A 24,758-nucleotide genomic window follows, 5' to 3' on the forward strand; every position below is an offset into this window, starting at 1 on the left:
ATGGACAGCTTCCACAGCCTCGCGCTCGACATCTGCCGCCCGGTTCGCCTGACCCGCACCTATGCCGCCTGGCTGCTCACCGGCGGAGAACAGCGCCGTATCACGCTGGCTGCGCTGACCCTCGACCAGGCAGTCGCTGAGATGACACCGTCGCCGGTTCGCGCTTCCGAGGCCAAGGGTGGCTGGGCGTCGTTCGCCATCCTCGAAAACAACGACACCGCCGGCGAGGGGCAGGCTCGACAGACGCTGCACATCTTCGCGGTGAAGGCTCGTCGCGAGCATCGGCGCTTCGGCCTGAACCCCGTCGCGGTCGCTGCGGCCGTTCCCTACGCCGTGCCGATCGGATCGCTCGACGTCGAGGCGTTCGAGCCGCGCCGCCCGTTCGATGCCTTCCTCGACTGCCCGGTGAATGGCCGGCAGCCGAGTGACTCTCGTCTGATCGAGGTGCGGTCGTGAGCGCCTGGATCGACCCGGCCGAGATTGCCCGGGCGATGGGCGACGGCACCGCCGGCCCGGCCAATGACAACCGCCCCGACTATGACATGGTCGCCTGCTCGTGGCGCGATGTCGCCGAATTCTGGGGCACGGTACTCATCGGCGGCGCGATCGTGGCGGTGCTGATCTTCTGCTGGATCGCCGGATGAGCCTGATCGTCGACAACTTCGCCGGTGGCGGCGGCGCGTCCACAGGCATTGAGCAGGCTCTCGGCCGCGCTGTGGACATTGCCATCAACCACGATGAGCAGGCGATCCGGATGCACGAGGTCAACCACCCAGGCACCCGCCACATCCGCAACAACATCTGGCAGATCGATCCGCAGGACGTCACCGACGGCCGCCCGGTCGACCTCGCGTGGTTCAGCCCCGACTGCAAGCACTTCAGCAAGGCGAAGGGTGGCAAGCCGCGGGAGAAGAGCATCCGCGACCTCGCGTGGGTCGTCGTGCTGTGGGCCAAGCGCGTCCGACCCGCGACCATTTTTCTCGAGAACGTCGAGGAGTTCCGCACCTGGGGCCCGCTCTGCGACGAGGGGAAGCCGATCAAGGAACGCGCCGGCGAGACCTTCGACAAGTGGTGCCGCGAGCTGCGGAAGAGCGGATACCGGCTTCAATTCCGCGAGCTGCGCGCCTGCGACTATGGCGCGCCGACTATCCGCAAGCGCTTCTTCATGATCGCGCGCTGCGACGGTCGGCCGATCGTCTGGCCCGAGCCGACGCACGGCAAGCCCGGCAGTCCCGAGGTGGTGAGCGGCAAGCGCCTGCCGTGGCGCACCGCGGCCGAGATCATCGACTGGTCGATCCCTTGCCCTTCCATCTTCGAACGCAAGAAGCCGCTGGCCGAGAAGACGCTGCGCCGCATCGCGCACGGCATCATGAAGTTCGTGGTCAACAATCCGGCGCCGTTCATCGTGCCGCTGACCCACCACGGCAGCCCGGATCGCAGCTCGCCGCTCAGCGAGCCGCTCGTGACCGTAACTGGCGCGAACCGCGGCGAGCTCGCGATCATCAGTCCGCATGTCACCAAGTTCCGCAACGGGGCGATCGGCAGCGGCGCCGACGAGCCGGTCCCCACGGTGACGGCCAACAGCTTCGTGAAGCGCCCAGGCGGCGCAGCACCGCTCGGCAGGGTCGACGCAGTCCTAGCGCCCTTCGCCAGCTACGCGCAGCAGGGTGGCGGCAACCGCTCCGCTGAAGAGCCTCTGCACACAGTCACGGCCAGCGATGGCGACCACAACACGGTGGTCGGCGCTGTCCTTACGCCGTTCTATGGCGACAAAGGCGGACAGCCGCGCGCCAGTAACCCTGTCGATGAACCACTGCGGACGTCCACGACTGAGAACCGCTTCGGCGCCGTATGTGCGTTCCTGGAGCGCCAGTTCGGCAAGAGTGAGGGGGCCGCTGCCACCGAACCCCTTCCCACAACGACGGCGGGCGGCGGCGGAAAGAGCGCCGTCGTCTGTGCCCACATCGAGCAGGCGAATGGCGGCCCGAACAATGACCAGCTCGCCGGCCGCCGTGCTGACGCGCCGATCTCGACGATCGCGACCAAGGGTAGCCAGCAGCGTCTCGTCACAAGCAACCTGCTGAAGCTCCGCGGGACCTGCGCGCACGGCCAGCCCGTCGACGAGCCTCTGCACACCGTCAGCGCCGGCGGCACCCACATGGCCGAGGTCCGCGCCTTTCTGCTGAAGTACTATGGCACCGACCAGGATCCGCAGCTCGGCGAGCCTCTCCACTCGGTGACGACCAAGGACCGCTTCGGCTTGGTGACCGTCACCATCGAGGGCGAGGAATATGTCATCGTCGACATCGGCATGCGGATGCTGACCCCTCGCGAGCTGTTCAATGCGCAGGGCTTCCCCGCCAATTACATCATCGACCAGGACGCGGAAGGGCGGCCGATCACCAAGACCGCGCAGGTCGCCAAGTGCGGAAATAGCGTCTGCCCACCGATCGCAGAGGCACTGGTGCGGGCGAATGTCGCCGCGGCAGTCAGCGAGAGGGCGGCCGCATGACCGCCCACATCCGCTACTGGCCCGAGATGGTGCAGGGCTCCGACGAGTGGCACCAGGCGCGCTGCGGCTTACTGACCGCGAGCGAGCTCGACCGCATCATCACGCCCTCGCTCAAGATCGCCAGCAACGCCAAGGAGCGCGCCCACTGCTGGGAGCTCGCGGCTCAGCGGATCACCAACTACGTCGAGCCGACCTACATCTCGGACGCCATGCTCCGTGGCCACAACGACGAGTACCGGGCGCGCGAGCTGTACAGCGAGAAGTTCGCGCCGGTCACCGAGTGCGGCTTCGTCACCAACGCGCGCTGGGGCTTCACGCTCGGCTGCTCCCCCGATGGGCTGGTCGGCGACGAGGGCATGATCGAGTGCAAGTCGCGCGGGCAGAAGTTCCAGGTGCAGACGCTGGTCGACTGGCACGAGCGCCGGGTCATCCCCGAGGACTTCGTGCTCCAGGTGCAGGGCCAGCTGCTGATCACCGGCCGCAAGTGGTGCGACCTGGTCAGCTACTCGGGCGGCCTGCCGATGATCACCATGCGGGTCGAGCCCGCTCCAACGATTCAAGACGCCATCCTCGAAGCCGCCGCCAAGTTCGAGGCGCGGATCCATGAGGTGGTCGCAATCTATCAGGACGCGCTGGCGAGCGGGCTTCCGCTGTTCCCGACCGAGCGCACCGTCGAAACGGAGATGTTTGTATGAACGATATGAGCAGCGTGATCGTCCCCAAGTCGGATCAGATCAATGCGGACGACCTGCTGGCCGGCCCTCTGACCTTCACCATCCGCGAGGTCCAGATCCGCGGCGGTCAGGAGCAGCCGGTCAATATCCTGCTTGAGGGCACCGACAAGGCGTTCCGGCCGTGCAAGAGCATGTCGCGGGTGCTCGTTCAGGCATGGGGCCCGGATGCCAGCAAATACGCCGGCCGAGCCCTGACCCTCTACCGCGATCCGACGGTGAAATGGGCCGGCATGGAGGTCGGCGGCATCCGCATCAGCCACATGAGCCACATCGACGCGGCGCAGAACATGATGCTGACCGCGACGAAAGGCAGCCGGAAGCCGCATCGCATCCTGCCGCTGCAGATCGAGCAGAAGCAGACCGCGCGCCAGACGCCGCAGGAGTGGCTCGACGGATTCACCGCCAAGGTCGCGGCCTGCACCGACCTGCCCGCGCTTGGCGTCGCTGAGGCGAACGCCGCAAAATCGCTGGAGAAGCTCGCCGCCGAGCATCCCGATTTGCACCAGCGCGCGGTCGATGCGGTGCGGATCCGTGGCGAGGAGCTGGCAGTATGAGCCAGGTAACTGAAGCTATTGCAGCGGCGATTTACGAGCGCGCCCAGCTGTTCAATGGCAATCTTTCAGCCCTTCCGTGGGCTCTCGTTCAGGACAAGGATCGCTGGATCGCCTCTGCGGACGCGGCCGTTGAGGCCATGTCATCAGCATCCCCGCCTGTAGAGCAGAGCGAGGGGGTGGCGACCGGCTACGAGCAGCTCAAAGAGGCGCTGAAGCCATACGAGCATCACCACGGCCCACTTCCGGACTTTGACAGCCCGGTTGCTGGTGTTTTCGACGCCGGTGTGCAGTTCGCGGTCGAGCTTCTGGCGAAGGAGCTTGGCGTAGCTGATTGGACGCCATGCGAAGGCACTGAGGAATACGAAGGCGACCTCGGCGGAACGCTTATCAACATCGTCCTAGCGGCGATGCCAAAGGATGAGCACGGCGATGCGATGCATCCGTCTGAGGTCCGCGCAGCCCTCACTCCTCCCCCGGTAACGGTCTCTGTGGAAGAGGTGCGTGCCGAGTTGGAGCGACAGATGGAGGGGCAGGACGAGACCCTGCCTTCGTCCATTGCGCGAGACCGTGGCCTGACGTGGCTGGAGGGCTGGTTCGATCTGCCCGCAGCCCTCAAGGAAGGACATAGCCTCTCTACCCTTAGTGGGGATCCAGCTGCAGGGTATTGTGCCATCCGCGACCTTGCGGGATCATCTTCAAATGACTGAGGAGGAAGAATGGCGCCCGGTTCCGGAGGCTGCGTTCGCAGACCTTTACGAGGTTTCGAATCTCGGGCGCATGCGCAGTCGTCATAGCGGCGACTGGAAGATCAAGACGCCCGGCCGCAATCCGGATGGTTATCTGACCGTCACGCTATATGCCCGCGGCATCCGTCGCATGTTCACGCTTCATCGGCTCGTCTGCCGCGCATTCAAAGGTGAGCAGCCCAACGTGCTGCACAATGAAGTGGCTCACCTCGACGGCAAGCGCGACAACGCTCGATCTGACAATCTTAAATGGGTCAGCAAAGTCGAAAACCATTCGCACAAGCGCTTGCACGGCACGCACGGGGCGGGGTCAAAGCACCCGAAGGCGAAGTTGACTGAGGATAGCGTCAGGGCGGCGATTGCGTTGCTGGCCGAAGGTCACACCGCGACAGCCGTCGCAGTCAGCCTCGGCGTCACCCGGCACGCGATTGAAGATATTCGGAGCGGCAAGAACTGGCGTCACGTGGAGCGACCATTCGGGTTCAGCGACCCGATCAGCACTGGCAACGGCCAGAACGGCGCAGCAAATCACAATGCGAGGCTGACTTGGGAGCAAGTGAGCGAGTTTCGTCGGCGCCTAGCAGCGGGAGAAAAGGTTCCGGCGCTGCGTCTGGAGTTTGGCCTGTCGAAGGCCGCTGCCTATAAGCTCGCGGCCGGCGAGACATATCGCCAAGCGGGCAGCTCTTAGGATGTCGTCGCTCCCCGCCCGCAAGCCCAAGCCAGGCTACGTCCGCAAGGAAAAACAATGAGCCGCCTGATGACCCCAGCCGAAGCGGTGGAGGCCTTCAACCTCCCGTCGGTCCGCACCATCCGCACCCTGCGCTCGCAAGGCCTCCCGACGGTCAAGCTCGGCTCGGCGCGGCTGATCGACTATGACGACATGGTCGCGTTCGTCGAGCGCATGAAGGAACAGCAATGCCACGCCCCAACCGAGGCCCCAAGCTCAAGCCGCCTGGCAAGCGCCCAGTCTTCTACATCACCTGGTTCGAGCATGGTAAAGAGCGGCTCCGCTCAACGGGCACGGCAGACGGCCGAGAAGCTGAAGCGGCTCTCGCAAGGTTCATCGGCGAACGACACCGAGCCGCAGGGCCGCGTGATCCGAGCGAGCTTCAGATAAGCGACATCCTTGCCTTCTACGGAGAGGAGCACGCGCCGACCCGCAAGGATCCGCAGCGCATTGGCTATGCGATCGCGGCCCTCCTTCCATACTGGGAAGGCAAGACCGTCGCCGACATCACCAAGGGCCGCTGCCGGGAATATGTGCGGAAGCGCAGGGTGGCGGCTGGCACCGCGCGGCGCGAGCTCGGCACCCTCACCGCGGCGCTCAATTTCGCGGCCGACGAGAAGCGGCTTGAGAAGAAGCACGTCCCGTTCGTGGAGCTGCCGGCCAAACCAGACGGTAAGGATCGGTGGCTGACCCGCGGCGAGGCTGCAAGGCTGCTTAACGCCGCCCGCAACGGCCGGGCAGACGTGCGCCTCTATCTGCCACTCTTCGTCATGCTCGGCCTCTACACCGGCGCCCGCAAGACGGCGATCCTTACTCTTCGCTGGCCACAGGTCGACCTCGAGAAAGGCCGCATCAATTTCAAGCAGGGCGGCGAGACGAACAAGAAGAAGGCGCACATCCCCATCCCTGCCCGCCTGATGCCGTTCCTGCGCTCGGCCTGGCGCCGGCGGATGAGCGACGTCGGGTTCGTGATCCATGACGCTGGCCGCCCGATCAAGGACATCGGCGGCGCATGGAACGGCGAGGACGAGACGGCGGTACAGGGCAGCTTTGGCCGGGCCTGCAAGCGCGCCGGGCTGACCGGAGTGAGCCCGCACACGCTGCGCCACACGCGCGGCACCTGGATGGCGCAGGACGGCGTCGACCTGTGGAAGATCGCGGGCTGGCTGGGGCAGTCCTATGCGACCACGGTCGAGCAGTACGCGCACCACTCACCGGACTTCATGGACGAAGCGCTAGCCTCAGCGGATCGGCGGCGGTGATTGTCCGTGCTATGTCCGTGCTACCGGCGTCGATTCACGACCTGTTCCGCCGAAAATGAGAGAGCATGCACCCCGCCCGCCCTCTAAATCGGGCCCTCGGCATGCCCTCCGAAGGCAGAGGCCACAGGTTCGAATCCTGTCGGGTGCGCCACGCCTCTCCTTGAAATAGAACCTCTACAGCGCGAGCGTGCCGGTCACGCCTGAGGCTCTGCGCGCCGATGAAATTATCTTGCCGAGGGGTAGCGCGCGACTTCGGCATAGTCGGCGTGTTGCGGTGCGCCCAGGACGACCCGGTCGTCGACGCTGACCCAGACATGGGCCCGGATCTCGCCGCCCGACTTGGGCAATTGCACGCCATAGTGAAGGACCGCGTCAACGCCGCGGCGGCGCAGCATCCACTGCAGGGCGATCCCCTGTTGCAGGCATACCGAACGGAAGGGCAATCGCCTGCCAAGGGCGTCGACGATGCGTGCCATCTCGTCACCGATCGCGCGTTGGTCTTGTCCGACCGGTCGCGCGCCCAATGCGATGTAGCGCTTGAACGGCAACAGACGCGTCGCGGCCGACGCTGTCGCCAGTGCCAGACCTGCTTCGACGAGGGTTCCCCAATGCCGCCGGGCAAGCAGCTTGTTGTTGGCGAGGCGCATGGGTCGCCCTTAGCAAGCAACCGGGGTGGCCGTCAGCCTTGCTCCGTCTGATCCTCGCCGGGAATGGGCGTCGGGGTATGCAGCGCCTCGCGGACGTAGAGTTTCTTGACCAGCACGTAGAGCACCACCGTCAGCGGTGCAGCGAAAACCACGCCGAGTGCGCCGAACAAGGTTCCCATGCCCAGCAGCGAGAACAGCAGCACCGCTCCGGGCAGGTCGACCGCCCATTGCTGAAGCAGGGGCGAGAAGACGTAGCCCTCGAGCTGCTGGACGACGAGATAGACGCCGGCCACCCACAGCGCCATCTGCGGATCGACGGCGGCGGCAATCAGGATCGCCGGAATGGCCGCAAGGATCGGGCCGATGAACGGGATGAACTCGAGCAGTGCTGCGAGCAGGCCGAGCGCAAGCGCATTGTCTGCCCCGACCAGCCACAGGCCTAGCCCTGTGGCGATCCCGACCGCCGCCATGGTGACGAGCTGTGCCTTAAGCCACAGCTTGAGCGCCGTGCCGCTATCACCGATCGCGTCGGCGGTCAGACTACGCTTCCCTTCCGGGACGAGCTTGACGAGCCCGGCACGGTAGAAGCGCGGCGAGGCGGCAAGGAACACGCCGCCCACCACGATCAGCAGGGCGTCGGCAAGCCCGCCACCGAGGCTCATCACGAAACTTCCTGCAGTGGACGCAAAGCCGCCACCGCCGCCACCGCCCTTCAATTGCTCCAGCTGTCCGGACAGGCCAAACCCTTCCAGCCGCTGCTGCACCGCCGCCCATGCCTTGGGCAGGGTTTCGCGGATCTGCTCATACTGGCTGACCAGCTGCGCGCCGAACAGCGCCAGGCAGATCGCCACCACCAGCACGACGGTCAACACTGCGAGGGCGAGGCTCAGCCCCTCCGGAATGCGGGCCTTGCGGAACACGCCCGCGAGGCTCTGAAACAGGGTCGCGACAACCACTGCACCGAACACCATGAGCAGGACTTCGCGCAACTCCCAGGCGAGCAGCGCCAGCGCGGTCAGCGCGATGACGATGAGGGTGCGGCGGATGAAAAGCGCGTCGGGCATGCCAGCTTGGTTCATGCCCGACCGACGCTCAAGAGGTGCTTACGGTTCCGAAAGGATCACTCCGTCCCGCTGCCGGGCTCATTCATCTTGCGACCCTGTTCGGCGCTGACGCTTTCAGGAAGGACGCCGGCAGCAAGCACCTGCGCCTTGTTCATCAGGCCGTGGACGACGGCATGCTCGCCCTTCTTCATCGCTTCCCACCCGGTCTTCGCCACATCGGCAGCCGACGCCTTCTTGGATTGGCCGACCTTGGTGTCTTCCATGTCGGCGCGGGCGAAGAACTCGGTTTCGGTCGCGCCGGGCTTGAGGCAGGTGACGGTGACGCCGGTGTCCTTGAGTTCGTTGCCGAGCGCCGCGGCGAAGCTGTCCACGAACGCCTTGCTGGCGTGATAGACCGCCTGGAACGCCGCCGGCACGTGTCCGGCGATCGAACCGGTGATCAGGATCTTGCCTTCGCCTCGCTCAGCCATCTTCCTGGCGATCGGCTGGATCAGCAGCAGCGTGCCGGTGATGTTGGTGTCGATCACGTGGCGCCATTCGGCCGGCGGCTGGTCGAGGAAACCGTGGCCGAGGCCGTGCCCGGCGTTGGCGACCAGCACGTCGACCTGGCGGTCGCCGATCTGCTGGAGCAATTGGCGGACCCCTTGCTCGGTCGCCAGGTCGGCATCGAGCGAGCTGACCTCGCCTTCCAGGCCCGCCCCGGCGTCCACCATCGGGGTGTCGGAGGCGACGATCAGGTCATAGCCCTCGGCCGAGGCCAGGCGCGCGATCTCGAGGCCGATGCCCGAAGAAGCACCGGTGATGACGGCAAGCTTGCTCATGATGTTTCCTTTGTCCCTTATTCGGCCGGTTCGACCTGGCGCGCTGCGACGAGGTCGACCTGCGGCTTGCTGTCCATGCCGGGCTTCAGCACGATCTTGGTGTAGGTGTCCTGCTCGTCGTGCCACTTGCGATAAAGCTCCGCGGCGTCGTTGAGCGGCTCGCGGTGCGAGATCATGAAGGTTGTATCGAGCTCGCCTTCCTCGATCAGCTTGAGCAGGTCCTTTGTATATTTCTGGACCGGGGTCTGGCCGGACTTCACCGTCAGCCCCTTCTCCATCAGCTGGCCTAGCGGGAACTTGTCCGCGAAGCCGCCATAGACGCCAGGGATCGAGACCCTTCCGCCCTTGCGGCAGGCGATGATCATCTGGCGCAGTGCATGGGGCCGCTCGGTGCCGAGAAACAGGTGCGCTTTCACCGTGTCGGCAAGGTTGTCGATCGCAAGGCCATGGCTTTCCATGCCGACGCAATCGATCACCGCGTCGGGGCCGATCCCGCCGGTCATCTCCTTCAGCGCATCGAGCACCTCGACCTCGCGATAGTCGAGGATGTCGGCGCCCATCTGCTTGGCGAGCTTCAGGCGGCTTGGATAATGGTCGATTGCGATCACCCGGTGCGCGCCAAGCTTGAACGCGCTCTGGATCGCGAACAGGCCGACCGGGCCGCAACCCCACACCGCCACCGTATCGCCCGGCTCGATGTCGGCGTTGACCGCGGCGTGCCAGCCGGTCGGCAGGATGTCCGACAGGAACAGCACCTTGTCGTCGTCAAGGTGGTCGGGGACGACGATCGGGCCGACGTCGCTGAACGGCACGCGGACATATTCCGCCTGGCCGCCAGCATAGCCGCCGGTGAGGTGGGCATATCCGAACGCAGCGCCCATCGCGTGACCCATCAGCGTCTCGGACGCGTCGGAAGTCTCGGCCGGGTTGCTGTTGTCGCAGGCGCTGAACTGGGTCTTCTTGCAGAAGAAGCATTCGCCGCAGCTGATGGTGAAGGGAACGACGACGCGCTGCCCCTTCTTGAGGGTCGAGCTGGAGCCGACCTCGACCACTTCGCCCATGAACTCATGTCCGAGGATGTCGCCGGCGCGCATCGTCGGGATGTAGCCATCGTACAGGTGGAGATCGGAACCGCAAATGGCGGTCGAGGTAACTTTCAGGATCGCATCGCGCGGGAGCACGATCTCGGGGTCGGGTACGTTATCGACACGCACGTCGTGGCGGCCGTGAAAAGTGAGGGCGCGCATGGGCGGAACTCCTAGATGCGGGGTTCGGTCGGGCTCTCGCCCTTGCGACCGGAAGGGGAAGCGTTGACGGGCACTTCGCCCGTTTCCATCAACTGCTTGAACCGGCGCAGGTCGCGGCGGGCTTGGACGTTGGGCTCGCGCTGCATGACCTTTGCGACCAGCCGGCCGATCTCGCCCGCGGGGGGCGTGTAGCGCAGGAGCAGCCGGACATAGGTGCCGCGGCCCGGAGGCGCGTCGGCGAATTCGACCCGGCCCTCATGCTCGATCTGGCTGTCGGCCTCGCTGACCCAGGCGATGGTCTTGCCCGGACTATCCTCGACGATCCGGGTCTTGAGCGAGACCGTGGCGCCGCCCGGAGCCTCGATGATCCATTCGGAGCGGGTGTCGTCGACCCGGCGGATCTCGCGGACATTGTCCATGAACTCGGGGAAGCGCTCGAACTTGCGCCAGAAAGCGTAAAGCTCCTGCGCCGGCTTGCCGATGGTGACGGTGCGCCCGACCAGTGCGCGGCCGTCCTCCTGGTTGCGGGCGCGTTTCAGCGCCTTGCCCCGCAGCACATGGTCCGGCGCGTCGCTCAGCAGCGGTCCGTCGGGCCCCTCGTCGGCCGCCTTGGCCTTGCCGAAGAAGAAGGCGGCGGCGCCGGCGGTGGCAAGCGTCAGGCCAAGGCCGATCAGAGCGCCGTTGCTGACGCCGCCGTTCCTATCCTGCGCTGTTGCCTTGCGACGACCGGCGGAAGTCTTGTCGTTAAGGCGGGCGGCCTCCGCGGCCACCTCATCATGTTCATTGTCTCGGGCCACTGAAACCTCCTGTCCCGGTTCGCCAACGGGTCGGAGGATGGGGCGTTCCTATTGTTTCGGCTGTGCTTCGGGCCAGTTCTCGATGATCTCGACGAACCGACTCAGCCAGGCGTTGGTCTGATGTCCGTCGATCACGCGGTGGTCGATGGTGAGGGTGACGTAGGCCATCGGTCGGATCGCGATGACGTCGGCACCGTCCTGGCTCAGCACGACCACCCGCTTCTGGAGCTTGCCGACCCCAAGGATCGCCGCCTGGCCCTGGTGAAGGATGATCGGCGCGGCCAGGAGCGAGCCCGAGACGCCGTGGTTGGAGATGGTGAAGCTGCCATTCGCGACATCCGACCGCTCGAGCTTCCCGGCACGCGCTCGCGCGGTGAGGTCGTCGAGGCGCGCCCCGATCTCCTCGAGGCTCGCGCCGCCGCAATCGCGGACCACCGGTACCACCAGCCCCTTGTCGCCGAGCGCGGTGCCGACTCCGATGTCGACGCTCGGAGAGACGATGATCCGGTCGTCGGCCCAGCGACCGTTGACCGCCGGTGCCACCGGCATCGCCTCGGCGGCGGCTTTGAGCAAATAGGCGGTGTAGCTGAGCCTGGTGCCTTGCGCCGCGAGCGCCTTCTTGTGCGCCGTGATGGCGGTGAAGTCGGCTTCGAATAGGGCGGTGACGTGGGGCGCCTCGGAAACGGCGCGGACCATATTGTCGGCGATCGCGCGGCGCATCCGGTCGTGCGGAATGTCCTGCCAATTCGCTTCCGCCACGCGAGGCTGGGCAAGGGACCTGGCTCCGCCGTCGGCGTGGCTGATCGTCGCGCCTTCGACGGCTCGATCGACGTCTTCGCGCGTGATGCGGCCATCGCGCCCGGTGCCGGTCAGGCGAGCGGGGTCGATATCGTGCTGAAGGAGAGCGCGGCGGACCGAGGGGGAGAGGCGCGTTTCGGTGTGGCTAGAACCGAGCTTTGCCGCTGCAGGCGCGCGCGAACTGGCCTCGACCGGGCGTTCCTGGCTTCGATCCAGACCCGCATTCTGCGCGATCTCGTTAGGGGTCTCGGCATTGATCCGCCCCAGAACCGCACCCGGGATTGCTTCGGCATCGGTACCAAGCACGATTTCTGCCAGCACGCCGGCCGCGGGCGACGGCACTTCCTGCGTGACCTTGTCGGTCTCCAGCTCGACCAGCGGATCGTTCACCGCCACTGTGTCGCCCGGCTGCTTGAGCCAGGCGCGGACGACGGCCTTGGTGCCTTCCTGCTCGTCGGGGACGCGGACGTCGATCACGCTCAGAACCCCACCAGGCGGTCGATCTCGGCCCGGATCCGCGCCACGCTCGGCACCGCGGCTTCGAGCAGCGAGGGATGATGCGGGCTTGGGATGTCGGGCATGGTCACCCGGGCGACCGGTGCGTCGAGGTCGAGGAAAGCCTCGTCGGCAACCACCGCGGCGATTTCCGCGCCGAAGCCGCCCGTGCGCAGGTCCTCGTGGACGATCAGGCAACGGCGGGTGCGGCGGACGCTGTCGAGCACCATGTCGCGGTCCCACGGATTAAGCGTGCGAAGGTCGATGACGTCGGCGCTCATGCCCTCCGCCGCCGCCTCGCAGCGCGGGACCATCGCGCCCCAGGTGACGATGGTAATCTGGTCGCCCGACCTTGTCTTCTTCGCCTTGCCGAACGGCAGGACATAGGCATCGCCCGGCCACGGCCGCCGCGCCCAGCTGTCGTCGAGCATCGCGCGATGCTCGAAGAACAGCACCGGATCGTTGCCGCGCAGCGCCATGCGGAGCAGCCCAACGGCGTCCTCGGCATTGCTGGGCACCGCGACCATCCAGCCGGGGTTGTGGACGAACTGCACCTCGTTGGTCTGGCTGTGCCAGGGGTCGCCGCACTTGAAGAAGCCGCCCGGCACGCGCAGCACCATCGGCGCGGCGAAGCGATTGGCGGTGCGCCAGCGCATGGTGCCGGTGTCGTTGATCTGCTCGGTCGCGGGCTCCGCATATTTTCGGAATTGGATTTCGGGCACCGGCAGCAGCCCGGCCAGCGCCATGCCGACCGCGCGGCCGACGATGCCTTCCTCGTTGAGGCTGGTGTCGAAGACGCGATCGTGACCGTATTTTTCCTGCAGCCCCAGCGTCACAGCATGGACACCGCCCTTGGGCCCGACATCCTCGCCGAATACGCACATGCGCGGGTTGGCGCCGAGTTCCTGGTCGAGAACCTTACGGATGGCGGTGACCATGTTGATCCGCTGACCCTCGGGACGCGGTTCGCCATGGGTGCCTTCGAGCGACAGGCCAGCTTGGCCGCCGACCTCAGCGTGATTGCCTGAAAAGAAGACGTCGTCCGCGACCTTGTCGGCGCCAAGCACCGGGCGCGCCTCGGCCTCTTCGCGGGCGCGGGCGACTTCCCAAGCGACCTGGGTTTCCAACTCGCCCCAGCGCGCTTCACCGATCTGCAGCGCGGCGCAATGCGACTTTAACTTCGGCAGCGGATCGCGGGCCCATTCCGCAGCGATCTCCGCCTCGCTCTTGTAGGTCTGCGTGTCCTGGTAGCTATGTCCCTCGAGCCGAGGGACGGTAAGCCGAAGCAGCGCCGGCCCCTCTCCACTCCGCACATGGGCAACCGCTGCCTCGACCAGTCGAGCGGCCTCGAGCGGGTCGGTGCCGTCGCCGTTGAAGATGGTCAGCCCGGTAAAGCTGGCGAGGTTCGCCGCGATATTCTGCCCCGGCGTCTGGTAGGTCGACGGCACCGAGATGCCGTAGCCATTGTCCTCGACGTAAAAGAGCAAGGGCAGCTTCTGCGTGGTGGCGATGGTCAACGCGGACCAGAAGCCACCAGTCGCGCAACTGGCGTCGCCGCCGAGCACCAGGGCGATGTTGCCCTTGCCCCCGTCCTTCAGCACCTCGGCCCGGTAGCGGACCGCCTGCGCCCAGCCGGCGGCCGGCGTATATTGCGCCCCTACTCCGCCGCACATCGGCAGCGCGTGGGCGCCGCCCGGATTGGGATAGTTGAACACGACGCCGATATCGCGCCCGCCCGAATAGCCGCCGCTGCGGCCCATCCCCGAGCCAAGCGCATCCGCCAGCGGAACGCCGAGTGCCAGCAGCAGCGGGCGTGAGCGATAATAGCCGCAAGCCGCGTCGCCATCGCGCAGCTTCAGGCCGAGCAGCACCTGCGCGAGGTCGTGGCCGCGGGCGCTGAACTGATAGAGCACCTGCTTGGCGGGGACGAGTTCCTCTTCCTCCAGCCGGTCCAGCTCGCGGCTGGTCAGGACTAGGCGCGCGACCTCTTCCCAATCGGTGTCGACGGTAAACTCGGGGTCGGCTTCAGCCATTCATCGTCTCGACCACTGCCGCGCAGAAGCGGTCGAGATCATGGTCGGCGATTCCGACCAGGTTCGCGCGTCCGCTGTCGGCCATGTAGATGGCGTGGGTTTCGCGGATCTGGCGGACCTGCTCGACCGACAGGGGCAGCATCGAGAACATGCCCTGCTGCTCGGCGATGTAGGCGAGCCGCGGGTCGGCACCAGCGATCTTCTCGCGGACCATGCGGATGCGCGCGTGCATCTCGTCCAGCTCGGCGCGCCAGTCGGCGGCAAGGGCGGGATCCTCCAGTACCGTGCGGACGGTCGCGCCGCCATGATCGGGCGGCATGGACCAGGCTTCGCGGCTGATCTGCAGCAGGTGGGTAAAGGCGAACTGCGCGGTGTCGACGCTGCCCGCCTTGACGAACAGGCACCCGACGCGGTCGCGATAGACGGCGAAATTCTTGTCGCAGCTCTGGGTGATGAGCACTTCGTCGCATGCGTCGAGCACCAGTTCGACCCCGAAGCAATCCTGTTCGAGCCCGCGTGCAAAGCCCTGATAGGCGAAGTCGATCAGCGGCAGCAGCCCGCGCCGAGCGACGATCTCCGCCACCTGGCGCCATTCGTCTTCGGACAGGTCGGCGCCGGTGGGATTGTGGCAACAGCCGTGGAGCAGCGCGACGTCCCCGGGGCGGCCGGCCTCGAGCGCATCGGCCATTGCCGCGAAATCGACCTTGCGCGAGGCCGGATCGTAATGGCGATACTCGGTAATCTGCAGACCGGCCCCTGCCGTCATGGGCGGGTGGTTGGGCCAGGTGGGCGTGCCCATGATGACCCTGGCATCGGGATTGGCCGCCGCGACCAGCTTCAGCGCCAGGAACAGCGCGCCGCAGCCGCCGGGGGTCTGGAGGCCGACGATCCGTTCGTCGCCGGCATGACGGCCGAGCACGATCGGGCGAAGCGCCTTCGCGAAGCCTCGGTCGCCCGCCCCTCCGAGGTAGGATTTGCTGTGCTGCTCGTCGAGGAGCTTCTGTTCGGCCGCCTTGACCGCGCGCATGATCGGGGTGCGGCCAGCGCCATCGCGATAGACGCCGACGCCGACGTCGATCTTGTCGGCACGCGGATCGGCGTTGACCATGGCGATCAGGGCCAGCAGCGTGTCGCTGACGAGTGGAGGCAGATCGGCAAGGCCGCGGCGTGCTGGGCTGGTCAACATGATAGAGCAGTTAGCGCGGTCAGGCGTCGTAATCTACCGCGACGCCCTCACCCTTGGGCACCGACTGGCAGGTGAGGACATAGCCGGCGGCGATTTCCTCATCGGTCAGGCCGTAGCGCGCGGCCATGCTGACCTCGCCAGCGGTGACCCGGGCGCGGCAGGTGGCACAGACGCCGGCCTTGCAGGCGAATGGCGCCGGCAACCCGGATGAGCGCGCCGAATCGAGGATGTTGCTGCCGTCGAAAGCGATCCGCCGGGTCCGCCCGTCGATGGTGACGCTAAGCGTTTGACCCGAAGCCGCCTGCTGCAACTCGGCCATTTCGGCGGCCAGCGCAGCGGAGGGCCGTCCAGCGGTGAAGCGCTCGATGTGGATCCGATCGGAAGGCACCCTTGCATCGAGCAATGCGGCTTCGGCGGCGTCCATCATCGGGCCGGGACCGCAGATGAAGAAAGCGTCGACCTTGGTCACGTCGGGCACGAAGGCGGCGATCACTTCCTCGCAGGTCTCACGGTCGAGCATTCCGTTCAGGAGTTCGACGTCGCCCTCCTCGTCGCTCAGCAAGTGGAACAGTTCGAACCGGCCGAGGTAGCGGTCCTTGAGTTCGGCCAGCGCGTCGAGGAAGATGATGCTGCTGGCGTCGCGGTTGCCGTAGAAAAGGAGAAAGCGACTGTTCGGTTCTTCGGCCAGCGCGGTGCGCGCCAGGCTCATGATCGGAGTGATGCCCGACCCACCGGCGAAGGCAACGTAGCGGCGGGTCGCCGTGGGATCGAAGTCGGTCGTGAAGCTGCCATGCGGCGGCATCACGTCGAGGCGGTCGCCGGGCTTGAGGTTGCTGGCGACCCAGTTGGAAAAGGCGCCGCCGGCGATCTGCTTCACCGTGACCTTGAGCGCGCCTTCGTGCGGCGCGGTGCACAGCGAGTAGTTGCGGCGGACTTCCTCGCCGCCAATCTCGGCGCGGAGGGTCAGATGTTGCCCGGCGCGATAACGGAAGGCGTCGGCGAGCTCAGGCGGGACGATGAAGCGGATCGAGCGCGCGTCGGCGGTTTCCTCGACAATCTCCGCGACCTCGAGCGCGTGGAAATGCTTTTCGCTCACCACACGGCGTCCGGATAGGTGCGCGGCAGATATTGCATGATCGCCAGCAGGTGGCCGAGATGCTCGCTGTGATGTCCACGCCGCCCGCCGAGGATGGCGCGCTGGTCCGCGGGGACAGGCAAAGTCGCCTCGGTCAGGACCGCGGCGATGGACTCCCGATAGGCGGCTTCGAAGCTGCGCGGATCGGCGGCGAGCCCGGCGGCAATGGCAGCCTCCAGCTCCTCGTCGACCTCGAACAGTTCGGGGACGAAGCGCCAGCACCAGTCGAGCGCGTCGAGCGTGCGCGCGCGGCTTTCGTCGGTCCCGTCGCCGAGGCGAACGATCCACTCACCCGCGATTTCGCGATGATAGGCGACTTCCTTGACCGCCTTGGCCGCGACGTCGCGTACGGCCTGATCGCGGCTGTCGGAGAGCGCCTGGTAGAGCATGTGCTGCCAGGTCGAGAACAACAGCTGCCGCATCATGGTGCGGGCGAAGTCGCCGTTGGGCTGCTCGACCAGCAGGCAGTTGCGGAAGTCGAGGACGTCGCGCTTGAACGCCAGCTCGTCGGCGTCGCCCGCCGCGCCGAGAAACAGGGTCGCCTGCCCGATCAAGTCGAGCGCGAGATTGGCGAGGCTGAGGTCAACTTCGACCGATGGCGCATGGCCGGTCCATTCGCCGAGCCGCTGGCCAAGGATCAGCGCATCGTCACCGAGGCGCAGCAGATAGCCCGCACGAACCGGATCGTGCGCATCGGACGGCGCGTCGAAGGCGCCGGCCGGACGGATGCGCTCGGCGACGGCCTCGTCTTCGGGGCGGATAGGCGGAAGGCTCGGCATCAGATGTGCTTCACCTCGTCCGGGATGTCGTAGAAGGTCGGGTGGCGGTAGACCTTGTCGGCGGCCGGCTCGAACAGCTCGCCCGCTTGCGCCGGATCGCTGGCGACGATGTCGGAGGACTTCACCACCCACAGGCTGACGCCTTCCTGGCGGCGGGTGTAGGTGTCGCGGGCGTGGCGCAGCGCCATCTCCGCGTCAGGCGCGTGGACGCTCCCGAAGTGGCGATGCGCGAGCCCGCCCTTCGTGCGCACGAAAACTTCCCACAATGGCCAGTCCGACATCAGTTCCTCCGTCCCCGTCGGCCTGTCGCCGGGGCGGCGGCCGAAATCAAGCCGCGGCCTTGCGCGCCTGCTTCTTCGCTTCGTGCGCCTGCGCTGCTTCGCGCACCCAGGCATTCTTCTCCCATGCGTCGCGGCGGGCGGTGATCCGCTCCCTGGCGACCGGGCCCTCGCCCTTCACCACCGAGTAGAATTCCTCCCAGTCGATCGTGCCGAAGTCGTAGCCGCCCTTTTCCTCGTTCCACTTGAGGTCGGGATCGGGAACGGTCAGCCCGATGAATTCGGCCTGCGGCACGGTGATATCGACGAACTTCTGACGCAGTTCGTCATTGGTCTCGCGCTTGATCCGCCAGCGCATCGACTGGGCGGTGTTGGGCGAATTGTCGTCGGGCGGCCCGAACATCATCAGGCTCGGCCACCACCAGCGGTTGAAAGCGTCCTGCATCATCCGCTTCTGCTCCGCGGTGCCGCGGGCGAGCTGCATGCTGATCTCATAGCCCTGGCGCTGGTGGAAGCTTTCTTCCTTGCACACGCGAACCATCGCGCGGGCGTAGGGGCCGTAGCTGGTCCGCTGCAGCGGGACCTGGTTCATGATCGCCGCGCCATCGACCAGCCAGCCGATCGCGCCGATGTCGGCCCAGGTCAGCGTCGGATAGTTGAAGATGGTGCTGTACTTGGCCTTGCCCGAGTGGAGCGCCTCGATCATCTCCTCGCGGCTCGTGCCCAGCGTCTCCGCCGCGCAATAGAGGTACAGGCCATGCCCCGCCTCGTCCTGCACCTTGGCGAGCAGGATCGCCTTGCGGCGCAGCGAGGGCGCGCGGGTGATCCAGTTGCCTTCGGGCAGCATGCCGACGATCTCGCTATGCGCATGCTGGCTGATCTGCCGGGTGAGCGTCCGGCGATAGGCTTCGGGCATCCAGTCCTTGGGCTCGATGAACTCGTCCGCCGCGACGCGGGCTTCGAAGGCCTCGAGCAGTGCGGGATCCTCGGCGGGGCCGATCGGCTGGACCTTGGCGCTGCCGGACTTGGAGAGATCGGTCGTGTACATGAGCCTTAGATAGCGATTGCAGGCCCTTGGTTCCACCCGGTCCTTTCGCCTAGAGCGCCCCGGTGCCCCTTCCCCGCGCCCGTGTCGTCACCCTGAACGCCGCCCTCGGCCCCCTCGACTATCGCGTGCCCGACGGCATGGCGGTCGAGCCGGGCAGCGTAGTCGTCGCGCCGCTGGGCCCGCGCCAGCTGGTCGGGGTGGCATGGGAAGCCGAGCGGCTGCCGAGCGAAGAAGTCGGCGACAACCGCCTGCGCCCGCTGGCCGGCCTGATCGATGTGCCGCCCATCCCCGCCCCGCTGCGCCGCCTGTGCGAATGGACCGCCGACTATTACCTTTCGCCGCTGGCCTCGGTGCTGCGGATGGTGCTGCCGTCTTCCTCGGCGTTGGAAGGGTCGCGCCAGCTGACCGAATATCGCCTGACCGGCGTGCGGCCCGATCGCCTGACCCCGCAGCGCACCCAGGCGCTCGACCGGCTCGAAGGCCGGCAGGGCACGATCCGTGAGCTTGCGGCCCATGCCGAGGTCAGCGACGCGGTCTTACGCGGGCTCGTCAACAGCGGTGCGCTGGAGCGGATCCAGGTCGAGGCCGACCAGCCGCTGACCTGCCATGACCCTGATTTCGCGCCGCCCAAGCTCAGCGATGACCAGCAGACGGCCGCCGACAGCCTGGTCGCGGCGATCGGCGGCGGCTTCGATCCCGTTCTGCTCGACGGCATCACCGGGTCGGGAAAGACCGAAGTCTATTTCGAGGCCGTTGCAGAATCCGTCCGAAAGGGTCTGCAAGTCCTCGTGCTCCTGCCCGAGATCGCCCTTACCCAGCCGTTCCTCAAACGGTTCGCCGCGCGCTTCGGCTGCGAGCCGACCGCATGGCACAGCGATCTCCGCTCGTCCCAGCGGCGCCGCGCCTGGCGGGGAATTGCGAGCGGCGAAGCCAAGGTGGTAGTCGGCGCCCGCTCGGCCCTGTTCCTGCCTTACGCCAACCTCGGGCTGATCGTCGTCGACGAAGCCCACGAGGCGAGCTTCAAGCAGGAGGAGGGGGTCCAGTATCACGCTCGCGACGTTGCGGTGATGCGGGCGCGGTTCGAGGACATTCCGGTGATCCTCTCCTCCGCCACCCCCGCGCTCGAAACGCGGCACATGGTCGAAACCGGCCGCTACCGCGAATTGCAGCTTCGCGAGCGTCATGCCGGAGCGCAACTGCCAACTCTCACCGCGCTCGATCTCACTGCCGATCCGCCGCCGCGCGGGCGCTGGATCGCGCCGCAACTGGTGAGCGAGATCGAGGCCAATCTGGCAGCTGGCGAGCAGAGCCTGCTCTTCCTCAATCGCCGCGGCTTCGCGCCGCTGACCCTGTGCCGGACCTGCGGGCATCGCTTTCAGTGCCCCAATTGCACCGCATGGATGGTCGAGCACCGGCTGATGCGCCGCCTCGCCTGCCACCATTGCGGCCTGGTCATCCCGCCGCCCGAGGCTTGTCCCGAATGCGGCGACAAGGACAGCCTGGTCGCCTGCGGCCCGGGGGTCGAGCGGATCGCCGACGAGGTGCAGGCCCTCTTCCCCGACGCGCGCACCGCGATCGTCACGTCCGACACCATCTGGAGTCCGGCGCGCGCCGCCGAATTCGTCCGGCAGATGGAGGAAGGCGAGATCGACATCGTGGTCGGCACCCAGCTCGTCACGAAGGGCTATCACTTCCCCAACCTGACGCTGGTGGGCGTGATCGACGCCGATCTCGGCCTTGCCGGCGGCGACCTGCGCGCGGCGGAACGGACCTTCCAACAGATCAGCCAGGTCGCGGGCCGGGCCGGGCGCGGCGGCAAACCCGGGCGGGTGCTGGTCCAGACCCACCAGCCCGACGCCCCGGTCATCGCCGCCCTCGTCAGCGGCGACACCGAGCAGTTCGTGGCGGCCGAAACCGGATCGCGGCAGGAAGCCGGCATGCCCCCGTTCGGCCGCCTCGCCGCGATCGTGGTCAGCGCCGAGGACAAGGCGGAAGCCGAGCAGACCGCCACCCGGATCGGACGCAAGGCCCCGCAGGTCGAGGGGATGGCGGTCTATGGTCCAGCCCCCGCCCCGCTGGCGATGCTTCGCGGCCGTCACCGTTTCCGCCTGCTGGTCCACGCCCGTCGCAGCCTCGACGTGCAGGATGTCATCCGCGACTGGCTCGGCAACGTCGAATGGACCGCAAAGGTCAGGGTTGCGGTTGACGTCGACCCGTATTCCTTTCTTTAATGGGGTAAATCATTGAGAATCAGGGGGGTTCGAGTGCGTTTCCTTGTTACGGCCGCTGCCGCGTTAATGGCATGTGCGGCGCCTGCCTCGGCCGCCTGGCACCAGGCCAAGACCCGCCACTTCCTGATCTATTCGAAGCAGAGCCCGGCCGACCTCAAGGCTTATGCCGAGCGACTGGAGCGCTTCGACGCGGCCGTCCGCAAGGTCCGCGCCATGCCCGACCCCGAACTCACCGATGGCGCCCGGCTGACCGTATACGTGCTCGACAATTCCCAGGCGGTCGAAGGAATGGCCGGGCAGCGCGGAGTTGCGGGGCTGTACCTTGGACGCGCATCAGGCTCGATCGCCTTTGTCAGTCCCGACATGAGCGGTCTTGAAAACCGCCGAATGAAGCAGCCCGACCTCGTCTTCTTCCACGAATATCTGCATCACCTGATGCTTTCCGACCAGAAAGGCGCGATCCCCGCCTGGATGGTCGAAGGCGGCGCCGAATTTTTCGGTACGGCGGTGGTGGAGCCCGACGGCGCGGTGTCGTTCGGCGCGCCGCCTTACGGTCGCGGCTGGCTGGTGCTGGGCGACCACGGCTTCAACGCCCGGCAGTTGCTGACGCAGGCCGAGGCGTTCGACGGCCTCGACCAGATCTCGCTCTATTCCAAGGGCTGGCTGCTCAGCCACTACCTGACCTTCACGCCAGGCGGCACCAGGCAGCTCGCGACCTATATGCGCGGCCTCAACAGCGGAAAGACGCCCCTGGCCGCGGCGGAGGAGGCCTTTGGAGATCTCCGCGCCCTCGACAGAAACCTCGACCGCTATGCCACCAGCCGCAAGTTCAATGCGCTTCGCATTGAGGCCGGGCCTGCTCCGGTCGTCGCCATCCGCGCCCTGGGTGCGGGCGAGGACGAGATCATGCCCTATCGCATCCGCTCCGATCGCGGAGTGGACGTGCAGGGCGCGCGCAGTATCGTGACCGCCGCCCGGCGGATCGGCGCACGCTATCCCGCGGACGCCTTTGTCCAGGGTGCGCTGGCCGAGGCCGAATATGACGTCCAGAACCATCCGGGAGCAATCGCCGCCGCCGACCGGGCGTTGGCTGCCGACCCCCGGAACGTCCAGGCGATGGTCTACAAGGGCATGGCGTTTGCCGAACTGGCCCGCAAGGAGCCGGCCAAGGCCGACTGGGCCAACGTCCGCAGCTGGTTCATCAAGGCTAACCGGGCCGACGTCGAGAACGCCGAACCCCTCTACCTCTATTACCAGAGCTTCGCCTGGGCCGGGCAGCGACCGACCGCCGCTGCGATAAAGGGCCTGCATTACGCCCATGCCCTCGCTCCCCAGGACGATGGCCTGCGGCTGGCGTCCGTCCGCCAATATCTTGCCGATAACGACAGCGCCGCGGCGACCCGCCTGTTCGGGACGCTTGTCTTCGACGCGCACGGCCGCCGGCAGGCAACCCTGACCAGCGCCTACGAACAGATGAAGGCGGGCAAGGCCAAGGAAGCGCTGGCGATCCTCGATCAAGAGGAAAAGAAGAACACGAAAGGGCGAGGCTGATCATGTTTCATCGCATAATGTTGGCTGCCACTCTGTCCGTTGCGGCGACCAGTCCGGCCTTCGCCGCCTGGCATGAGGCGCGAACCAAGCATTTCATCATCTATTCCGAACAGCGCCCTGCCGAGCTCAAGACCTACGCCGAAAAGCTGGAGCGCTTCGATGCCGCCGTGCGCCAGGTTCGGGGTTATGCCGATCCGCCGCTGACCGACGGCGCGCGTCTAACCATCTTCGACCTGCCCAACATCGTCGCCGTGCAGAAGCTGCTTCCCCGGCAGATGAATGCGGCCGGCTTCTACATCCCCCGCGCGTCGGGCGCGGTCGCCTTTGTCAGCAGCAGCGACAAGTCGCTCGGCGGCAGCCTTCGTGCCGATCACCTACTGCAGCACGAATATACGCATCACCTGATGCTGACCGATCCCGAAAGCCCGCTTGCTGCCTGGCTGGTCGAAGGCACCGCCGAATTCTTCGGGACCGCCGAGGTCGAAAAGAACGGCGGCGTGAAGATCGGCTTTCCGCCCCAGGGTCGCGCCAACACCATCCTGCGCGATCTCGGCTTTAGTGCTGGGGACCTCCTGTCCGGTGCGCGTCCGAAAACCGACCTGGAGCGCAGTTCGGTCTACGCAAAGGGCTGGCTGCTCACCCACTATCTCGCCTTCAACCAGGCCCGCCGGGGACAACTCGGCCGCTACGTCAACGGTCTTGCCCGCGGCGAGCCGTTCGCCAAGGCGGCCGTTGCGGCGTTCGGCGACCTCAAGCAGCTCGACAAGGAGATCGACGTTTACGGGTCCAAGACCTTTGCTGCGCTGCGGGTCCAGCCCGGGCCTGCGCCGACGGTCGAGATCAGGCGACTTAGCGAGGGCGAGGCCGCGATCATGCCGATGCGCATCCGCACCGATCGCGGGCTCAGGCCGGTCGACCTCCCGGTGGTGACCGAGCAGACCCGCGCTATCGCGGCGCGTTACCCCGATGATCCTGCCGTCCTGGCAGTCCTTGCGGAAGTGGAGCTTTCGGCCCGGCGCTTCTGGCCGGCGGTTGCGGCGGCCGACCGTGCGCTGGCCAAGGATCCCAAGCATATCGGCGCGATGATCACCAAGGGCCGGGCCCTGCTGGGCGAGGCCCGCGGCAAGGGAAGCAAGGCCGACTGGACCGAGGTGCGGCGCTGGCTGATCCAGGCCAACCGCGCCGACACCGAAAACGCTGAGCCCCTGTTCCTTTACTATCAGACTTTCCAAGCCGCGGGGCAGAAGCCCACAGCGGATGCCATCAAGGGCTTGTACTATGCCCATGTGCTGGCCCCGCATGACATGGGTCTGCGGTTCAATGTCGTCCGCCAGCGGCTGACCGATGGAGAGATCCCCGCTGCGCTGCGCAGCTTCGCCCCGATCGTCGCCAATCCGCACATCGACCTCGACAAGCGTCCGAAGCTGCTCGAAGCGTTGCAGAAGATGCAGGCGAACGACGCGGCCGGCGCTCTTGCCGCGATCGAAGTCGATTACCGGGCCCGGCAGGGCGACCCGGTCGACTAGGGCATCGCCCTCCCGTCGACGTTTCCGGACGGAGAGTAACGGCAGACGAGGTAGGTCCACCGGCCGCTCGAGCGAACGGCGCAGCCTACCCGAGTGGTGCGGCTCGATACCATTTGCGTGTAGTGGCCGACGTCGATCCAATTGCCTGTCGTGCTCACCTCCGGGAACACTCCGGGGCGAAACCAGCGCCGTTCGCCGATCCATCCGCCGACCATTTCCTCGATCCGATAGGCACCGACGGTCCCCATCCACAGGTTCTCGCCCTGGCCCGGCCGCGTCGCCTTGGGACTATGCCCCCAGCGTCCGGTCCTGACCAGTTCGCTGGCATAGGCGTCGGCGGCGCCCGCCAGTCCGAAATCCCACGCGAGGGGCGCGACGCGGAAGGCTGCGCGCTCGCGGTTATGAAGGGCAAGCGCCTGCGCCTCCCAGGACTGGGCGGCAGCCGGAGCACCGGCCGAGAGCAGGGCCAGCGAGAACAGGATCGTGATTCGAATACGCATCGAATTGATCCTTGCCGGACAACCTCTTAACCGGGAGTAGCGTTAGGGCCGTTAGCGCTGAAACGATGCGGGATGCTGACGAGCCGC

At 66.6% G+C, this 24,758-nt stretch carries 25 protein-coding genes and 1 tRNA gene; 13 read left to right on the plus strand and 13 right to left on the minus strand.

The window, feature by feature from the left end:
- The 10 genes from GGQ97_RS11825 to GGQ97_RS11870 all read left to right on the plus strand — a co-directional run bounded on the left by GGQ97_RS11825 (window position 1) and on the right by GGQ97_RS11870 (window position 6,686).
- Window positions 1–456 carry a hypothetical protein gene (locus GGQ97_RS11825; protein ID WP_168069827.1) on the plus strand — a complete coding sequence of 152 codons (456 nt, stop codon included), beginning with the start codon at window positions 1–3 and terminating at the stop codon, window positions 454–456.
- Window positions 453–644: a hypothetical protein gene (locus GGQ97_RS11830; protein WP_168069828.1), complete on the plus strand. Its 192-nt coding sequence runs from the start codon at window positions 453–455 to the stop codon at window positions 642–644. Before GGQ97_RS11825 ends, GGQ97_RS11830 begins: the two co-directional genes overlap by 4 nt.
- Window positions 641–2,512 carry a DNA cytosine methyltransferase gene (locus tag GGQ97_RS11835; RefSeq protein WP_168069830.1) on the plus strand — a complete coding sequence of 624 codons (1,872 nt, stop codon included), beginning with the start codon at window positions 641–643 and terminating at the stop codon, window positions 2,510–2,512. The genes GGQ97_RS11830 and GGQ97_RS11835 overlap by 4 nt, the downstream gene beginning before the upstream one ends.
- The gene (locus GGQ97_RS11840; protein WP_168069831.1) at window positions 2,509–3,207 is read left to right on the plus strand and encodes a lambda exonuclease family protein; all 699 of its coding nucleotides are present in this window, start codon (window positions 2,509–2,511) and stop codon (window positions 3,205–3,207) included. The genes GGQ97_RS11835 and GGQ97_RS11840 overlap by 4 nt, the downstream gene beginning before the upstream one ends.
- On the plus strand, window positions 3,204–3,800 hold the full coding sequence (locus GGQ97_RS11845) for a hypothetical protein (RefSeq protein WP_168069833.1): 597 nt from the start codon (window positions 3,204–3,206) through the stop codon (window positions 3,798–3,800). The genes GGQ97_RS11840 and GGQ97_RS11845 overlap by 4 nt, the downstream gene beginning before the upstream one ends.
- Window positions 3,797–4,507, plus strand: a complete 711-nt coding sequence (locus GGQ97_RS11850; protein ID WP_168069834.1) for a hypothetical protein — start codon at window positions 3,797–3,799, stop codon at window positions 4,505–4,507. Before GGQ97_RS11845 ends, GGQ97_RS11850 begins: the two co-directional genes overlap by 4 nt.
- The gene (locus tag GGQ97_RS11855; RefSeq protein ID WP_168069836.1) at window positions 4,500–5,234 is read left to right on the plus strand and encodes an NUMOD4 domain-containing protein; all 735 of its coding nucleotides are present in this window, start codon (window positions 4,500–4,502) and stop codon (window positions 5,232–5,234) included. Before GGQ97_RS11850 ends, GGQ97_RS11855 begins: the two co-directional genes overlap by 8 nt.
- 57 nt (window positions 5,235–5,291) lie before the next feature.
- Window positions 5,292–5,663: a helix-turn-helix domain-containing protein gene (locus GGQ97_RS11860; protein ID WP_168069837.1), complete on the plus strand. Its 372-nt coding sequence runs from the start codon at window positions 5,292–5,294 to the stop codon at window positions 5,661–5,663.
- Window positions 5,664–5,821: 158 nt separating this feature from the next.
- Window positions 5,822–6,535: a tyrosine-type recombinase/integrase gene (locus GGQ97_RS11865; protein WP_168069839.1), complete on the plus strand. Its 714-nt coding sequence runs from the start codon at window positions 5,822–5,824 to the stop codon at window positions 6,533–6,535.
- A gap of 67 nt (window positions 6,536–6,602) precedes the next feature.
- Window positions 6,603–6,686, plus strand: a tRNA-Arg gene (locus GGQ97_RS11870).
- Window positions 6,687–6,759: 73 nt separating this feature from the next.
- Here the strand turns inward: GGQ97_RS11870 and GGQ97_RS11875 are convergent.
- Genes GGQ97_RS11875 through paaA form a run of 12 tightly spaced genes read right to left on the minus strand, consistent with a single transcriptional unit; the run spans window position 6,760 to window position 18,863 of the window.
- On the minus strand, window positions 6,760–7,182 hold the full coding sequence (locus GGQ97_RS11875) for a lasso peptide biosynthesis B2 protein (protein ID WP_168069841.1): 423 nt from the start codon (window positions 7,180–7,182) through the stop codon (window positions 6,760–6,762).
- A 32-nt stretch (window positions 7,183–7,214) separates the two neighbouring features.
- Complete coding sequence (locus tag GGQ97_RS11880; RefSeq protein ID WP_168069842.1) at window positions 7,215–8,246, minus strand: AI-2E family transporter; 1,032 nt, start codon at window positions 8,244–8,246, stop codon at window positions 7,215–7,217.
- Between the two features lie 56 nt (window positions 8,247–8,302).
- On the minus strand, window positions 8,303–9,067 hold the full coding sequence (locus tag GGQ97_RS11885) for an SDR family NAD(P)-dependent oxidoreductase (RefSeq protein ID WP_209022847.1): 765 nt from the start codon (window positions 9,065–9,067) through the stop codon (window positions 8,303–8,305).
- 17 nt (window positions 9,068–9,084) lie between these two features.
- On the minus strand, window positions 9,085–10,314 hold the full coding sequence (locus GGQ97_RS11890; RefSeq protein ID WP_168069844.1) for a zinc-dependent alcohol dehydrogenase: 1,230 nt from the start codon (window positions 10,312–10,314) through the stop codon (window positions 9,085–9,087).
- Between the two features lie 11 nt (window positions 10,315–10,325).
- Window positions 10,326–11,111 carry an SRPBCC family protein gene (locus tag GGQ97_RS11895; protein ID WP_342448528.1) on the minus strand — a complete coding sequence of 262 codons (786 nt, stop codon included), beginning with the start codon at window positions 11,109–11,111 and terminating at the stop codon, window positions 10,326–10,328.
- Window positions 11,112–11,159: 48 nt separating this feature from the next.
- Window positions 11,160–12,386: a dihydrolipoamide acetyltransferase family protein gene (locus GGQ97_RS11900; protein WP_342448529.1), complete on the minus strand. Its 1,227-nt coding sequence runs from the start codon at window positions 12,384–12,386 to the stop codon at window positions 11,160–11,162.
- A gap of 2 nt (window positions 12,387–12,388) precedes the next feature.
- Entirely contained in the window at window positions 12,389–14,437 is a 2,049-nt protein-coding gene (locus GGQ97_RS11905; protein WP_168069845.1) for a transketolase C-terminal domain-containing protein, read from the minus strand.
- Window positions 14,430–15,623, minus strand: a complete 1,194-nt coding sequence (locus tag GGQ97_RS11910) for an amino acid aminotransferase (RefSeq protein ID WP_168069847.1) — start codon at window positions 15,621–15,623, stop codon at window positions 14,430–14,432. Before GGQ97_RS11910 ends, GGQ97_RS11905 begins: the two co-directional genes overlap by 8 nt.
- Before the next feature lie 19 nt (window positions 15,624–15,642).
- Window positions 15,643–16,719 carry a 2Fe-2S iron-sulfur cluster-binding protein gene (locus GGQ97_RS14430; RefSeq protein ID WP_168069849.1) on the minus strand — a complete coding sequence of 359 codons (1,077 nt, stop codon included), beginning with the start codon at window positions 16,717–16,719 and terminating at the stop codon, window positions 15,643–15,645.
- A complete protein-coding gene (paaC, locus tag GGQ97_RS11920) occupies window positions 16,716–17,537 on the minus strand; it encodes a 1,2-phenylacetyl-CoA epoxidase subunit PaaC (protein WP_168069850.1) in 822 nt (273 codons plus the stop codon). Before paaC ends, GGQ97_RS14430 begins: the two co-directional genes overlap by 4 nt.
- Window positions 17,537–17,818, minus strand: a complete 282-nt coding sequence (gene paaB / locus GGQ97_RS11925; protein WP_209022848.1) for a 1,2-phenylacetyl-CoA epoxidase subunit PaaB — start codon at window positions 17,816–17,818, stop codon at window positions 17,537–17,539. The genes paaC and paaB overlap by 1 nt, the downstream gene beginning before the upstream one ends.
- 46 nt (window positions 17,819–17,864) lie before the next feature.
- Entirely contained in the window at window positions 17,865–18,863 is a 999-nt protein-coding gene (paaA, locus tag GGQ97_RS11930) for a 1,2-phenylacetyl-CoA epoxidase subunit PaaA (RefSeq protein WP_168069852.1), read from the minus strand.
- Between the two features lie 62 nt (window positions 18,864–18,925).
- Here paaA and GGQ97_RS11935 point away from each other — a divergent pair, with 62 nt between their 5' ends.
- From GGQ97_RS11935 to GGQ97_RS11945, 3 genes are read left to right on the plus strand one after another with little or no spacing between them, the layout of a single operon-like run.
- Window positions 18,926–21,094 (plus strand): primosomal protein N', encoded by a 2,169-nt coding sequence (locus GGQ97_RS11935; RefSeq protein ID WP_168069853.1) that lies wholly within the window; start codon window positions 18,926–18,928, stop codon window positions 21,092–21,094.
- 33 nt (window positions 21,095–21,127) lie between these two features.
- Window positions 21,128–22,645: a hypothetical protein gene (locus GGQ97_RS11940; RefSeq protein WP_168069855.1), complete on the plus strand. Its 1,518-nt coding sequence runs from the start codon at window positions 21,128–21,130 to the stop codon at window positions 22,643–22,645.
- A 17-nt stretch (window positions 22,646–22,662) separates the two neighbouring features.
- Window positions 22,663–24,171 carry a hypothetical protein gene (locus GGQ97_RS11945; RefSeq protein WP_168069856.1) on the plus strand — a complete coding sequence of 503 codons (1,509 nt, stop codon included), beginning with the start codon at window positions 22,663–22,665 and terminating at the stop codon, window positions 24,169–24,171.
- Here GGQ97_RS11945 and GGQ97_RS11950 read toward each other — a convergent pair.
- The gene (locus tag GGQ97_RS11950; RefSeq protein ID WP_168069857.1) at window positions 24,168–24,671 is read right to left on the minus strand and encodes a CAP domain-containing protein; all 504 of its coding nucleotides are present in this window, start codon (window positions 24,669–24,671) and stop codon (window positions 24,168–24,170) included. The genes GGQ97_RS11945 and GGQ97_RS11950 overlap by 4 nt on opposite strands.
- Window positions 24,672–24,758: the final 87 nt, after the last annotated feature.

The sequence above is a fragment of the Sphingomonas kaistensis genome, assembly GCF_011927725.1.
In the GTDB taxonomy this organism is placed as follows: Bacteria; Pseudomonadota; Alphaproteobacteria; order Sphingomonadales; family Sphingomonadaceae; genus Sphingomicrobium; species Sphingomicrobium kaistense.

Excerpts from the sequence above, each read along its gene's own strand:
- GGQ97_RS11825 (WP_168069827.1), top strand. The coding sequence starts at position 1 with ATGGACAGCTTCCACAGCCTCGCGCTCGACATCTGCCGCCCGGTTCGC.
- GGQ97_RS11835 (WP_168069830.1), top strand. The coding sequence starts at position 641 with ATGAGCCTGATCGTCGACAACTTCGCCGGTGGCGGCGGCGCGTCCACA.
- GGQ97_RS11840 (WP_168069831.1), top strand. The coding sequence starts at position 2,509 with ATGACCGCCCACATCCGCTACTGGCCCGAGATGGTGCAGGGCTCCGAC.
- GGQ97_RS11845 (WP_168069833.1), top strand. The coding sequence starts at position 3,204 with ATGAACGATATGAGCAGCGTGATCGTCCCCAAGTCGGATCAGATCAAT.
- GGQ97_RS11850 (WP_168069834.1), top strand. The coding sequence starts at position 3,797 with ATGAGCCAGGTAACTGAAGCTATTGCAGCGGCGATTTACGAGCGCGCC.
- GGQ97_RS11855 (WP_168069836.1), top strand. The coding sequence starts at position 4,500 with ATGACTGAGGAGGAAGAATGGCGCCCGGTTCCGGAGGCTGCGTTCGCA.
- GGQ97_RS11860 (WP_168069837.1), top strand. The coding sequence starts at position 5,292 with ATGAGCCGCCTGATGACCCCAGCCGAAGCGGTGGAGGCCTTCAACCTC.
- GGQ97_RS11875 (WP_168069841.1), bottom strand. The coding sequence starts at position 7,182 with ATGCGCCTCGCCAACAACAAGCTGCTTGCCCGGCGGCATTGGGGAACC.
- GGQ97_RS11880 (WP_168069842.1), bottom strand. The coding sequence starts at position 8,246 with ATGCCCGACGCGCTTTTCATCCGCCGCACCCTCATCGTCATCGCGCTG.
- GGQ97_RS11885 (WP_209022847.1), bottom strand. The coding sequence starts at position 9,067 with ATGAGCAAGCTTGCCGTCATCACCGGTGCTTCTTCGGGCATCGGCCTC.
- GGQ97_RS11890 (WP_168069844.1), bottom strand. The coding sequence starts at position 10,314 with ATGCGCGCCCTCACTTTTCACGGCCGCCACGACGTGCGTGTCGATAAC.
- GGQ97_RS11905 (WP_168069845.1), bottom strand. The coding sequence starts at position 14,437 with ATGGCTGAAGCCGACCCCGAGTTTACCGTCGACACCGATTGGGAAGAG.
- GGQ97_RS11910 (WP_168069847.1), bottom strand. The coding sequence starts at position 15,623 with ATGTTGACCAGCCCAGCACGCCGCGGCCTTGCCGATCTGCCTCCACTC.
- paaC (WP_168069850.1), bottom strand. The coding sequence starts at position 17,537 with ATGCCGAGCCTTCCGCCTATCCGCCCCGAAGACGAGGCCGTCGCCGAG.
- paaB (WP_209022848.1), bottom strand. The coding sequence starts at position 17,818 with ATGTCGGACTGGCCATTGTGGGAAGTTTTCGTGCGCACGAAGGGCGGG.
- paaA (WP_168069852.1), bottom strand. The coding sequence starts at position 18,863 with ATGTACACGACCGATCTCTCCAAGTCCGGCAGCGCCAAGGTCCAGCCG.
- GGQ97_RS11945 (WP_168069856.1), top strand. The coding sequence starts at position 22,663 with ATGTTGGCTGCCACTCTGTCCGTTGCGGCGACCAGTCCGGCCTTCGCC.
- GGQ97_RS11950 (WP_168069857.1), bottom strand. The coding sequence starts at position 24,671 with ATGCGTATTCGAATCACGATCCTGTTCTCGCTGGCCCTGCTCTCGGCC.